The organism is Pantoea sp. R102, from assembly GCF_004916815.1.
Classification (GTDB): Bacteria; Pseudomonadota; Gammaproteobacteria; order Enterobacterales; family Enterobacteriaceae; genus Pantoea; species Pantoea dispersa.
Map to the genome: position 1 here is coordinate 1 of NZ_SDFT01000309.1, position 1,978 is coordinate 1,978.

3 protein-coding genes and 2 pseudogenes are annotated in these 1,978 nt (G+C 59.2%); 3 read left to right on the forward strand and 2 right to left on the reverse strand.

Annotation, left to right across the window (positions count from 1 at the left end; genetic code table 11):
• Both ERD80_RS22285 and ERD80_RS22290 read left to right on the forward strand, forming a co-directional pair.
• On the forward strand, positions 1-461 hold a 461-nt coding region (locus tag ERD80_RS22285; protein ID WP_168926315.1), incomplete at its 5' end, for an ABC transporter substrate-binding protein.
• Positions 462-567: 106 nt separating this feature from the next.
• Complete coding sequence (locus ERD80_RS22290; protein WP_127833699.1) at positions 568-819, forward strand: hypothetical protein; 252 nt, start codon at positions 568-570, stop codon at positions 817-819.
• 33 nt (positions 820-852) lie between these two features.
• Here ERD80_RS22290 and erpA read toward each other — a convergent pair whose 3' ends face one another.
• The gene (gene erpA, locus ERD80_RS22295; protein ID WP_021507501.1) at positions 853-1,200 is read right to left on the reverse strand and encodes an iron-sulfur cluster insertion protein ErpA; all 348 of its coding nucleotides are present in this window, start codon (positions 1,198-1,200) and stop codon (positions 853-855) included.
• A 221-nt stretch (positions 1,201-1,421) separates the two neighbouring features.
• Here erpA and ERD80_RS22300 point away from each other — a divergent pair.
• Positions 1,422-1,799: pseudogene (locus ERD80_RS22300) on the forward strand (aminotransferase class III-fold pyridoxal phosphate-dependent enzyme); the annotation flags it as partial.
• Here ERD80_RS22300 and ERD80_RS22305 read toward each other — a convergent pair.
• Positions 1,792-1,978, reverse strand: a pseudogene (locus ERD80_RS22305) (aminotransferase class III-fold pyridoxal phosphate-dependent enzyme); the annotation flags it as partial. The pseudogenes ERD80_RS22300 and ERD80_RS22305 sit on opposite strands and share 8 nt — an antisense overlap.

Here is a 1,978-nt window from a genome sequence, read left to right on the forward strand (position 1 = left end):
CAGCGCTGCAGCGCTGGAGCCCACAGCCCCAGCGGGCCACCGCGGCCGCACAGGCGTTACACCAGCAGCTGCAGACGCTGCGTCAGCGCTATCAGCAGCAAACGCCGGTGCCGCTGTTTCTGCAGTTTGGCCAGCAGCCGCTGTTTACCGCCGCGCGCAGCACGCTGCAGAATGAGGTTATCACCCTGTGCGGCGGTCGCAATATCTTTGCTGACAGCAGTGTGAGCTGGCCTCAGGTGAGCCGGGAGCAGGTGCTGATGCGGCATCCGCAGGCGATTGTCACTGGCGGTGATGCCAGCCGCGCCGCCAGCGTCGCGCGCTTCTGGCAGCCGCAGCTTAACGTGCCGGTGATTGCGCTTAACGATGACTGGCTGAGCCGGCCGGGTCCGCGCCTGCTGCTGGCGGCAAAACAATTGTGCGAAGCTTTACATCCGACGAAAAATAAAGCATTACCAGACTAAAGATTCGACGATTCATGTCGAAAATCAAATAACAAGGCACAGCGGCCACGTATGCTCTGTGCCCTTTTAGCGCATAGCGCACTTTTGACATCACCAGGATTTCACCATGACCAGAGCGCTGCTGCTGGCCATAGGGCTGATCGTGGCTGCACCGATCGGTGCGGCAACCACCACGGGCTCTATCGCCGTCTCGCTAACGATTTTCTCCCGCTGCGATATCTCACGCCCGAGTGAGCAGACGCTGCCATCTGTTGACTGCGGCCGGCATTTCAGCGCGCAGCCGCGCGTGACACAAAGCGTAATAAACCGCGATGCATCACGCCGTGAAACGGCACGCCTGGTGACGATTGAGTGGTGAGTTCTGGCTGCCAGAACGGCAGCCAGCCCAGCATCAGATGCTGAAAGAGGAGCCGCAGCCGCAGGTGGTTTTGGCGTTCGGGTTAGTCACGATAAAGCGGGAACCTTCCAGACCTTCGGTGTAGTCAACCGATCCACCCACCAGATACTGCAGGCTCATCGGGTCAACTACCAGCGCCACACCCTGCTTCTCGATGGTCATGTCGCCGTCATTCATTTGATCGTCAAAAGTAAAACCATACTGGAAGCCACTGCAGCCCCCGCCGGTAATATATACGCGCAGTTTCAGCGCCGGATTCTCTTCATCCGCAATCAGGTTTTTTACTTTTTTCGCTGCTGCATCGGTGAACTGCAGAGGCAGCGCGGCTACGTCGTCACTCATCTTTTACTCCGGGTAAACGTCCAGGTCAGAAAACGACCTCAATTTCGCTATTATCTGCCAGCCGTCCAGTGCAATCAAGTAGCGCCCTTGACACTGTGTGCCGCCAGTTATGGCATAAAGTATAGCAATGTCGCAGGCGCAAGCGGCCGCGCGCCTTTCTTCACCGGCCGCTCTTCCGTAGAATGGCGCCAGATTTTTTCCAGAACAGCAGGAGCCGAACCATGAGTAAGTCAGAAAACCTGTATGCCGAAGCACAACGCCTGATCCCGGGCGGCGTGAACTCCCCGGTGCGTGCCTTTACCGGTGTGGGCGGCGTGCCGCTGTTCATCGAACGCGCCGACGGTGCCTATTTGTATGATGCCGATGGCAAAGCCTATATCGATTACGTCGGCTCCTGGGGGCCGATGGTGCTGGGCCACAATAACGCCACCATTCGCAATGCGGTGATCGAAGCCGCCGCGCGCGGCCTGAGTTTTGGCGCGCCGACCGAGATGGAAGTGAAGATGGCCGAGCTGGTGTGCGAGCTGGTGCCGAGCATGGATATGGTGCGGATGGTTAACTCCGGCACCGAAGCCACCATGAGCGCCATCCGCCTGGCGAGTTGGGCTGGCCGAGGGTCAGCGCACCGGAACCGGCTTTCACCAGCAGGCAGTCAGCGTGGCCGTGGTAGCAGCCCTCAAATTTGATGATCTTGTCACGCTGGGTGAAACCGCGCGCCAGGCGGATGGCGCTCATGGTGGCTTCGGTGCCGGAGTTAACCATCCGCACCATATCCATG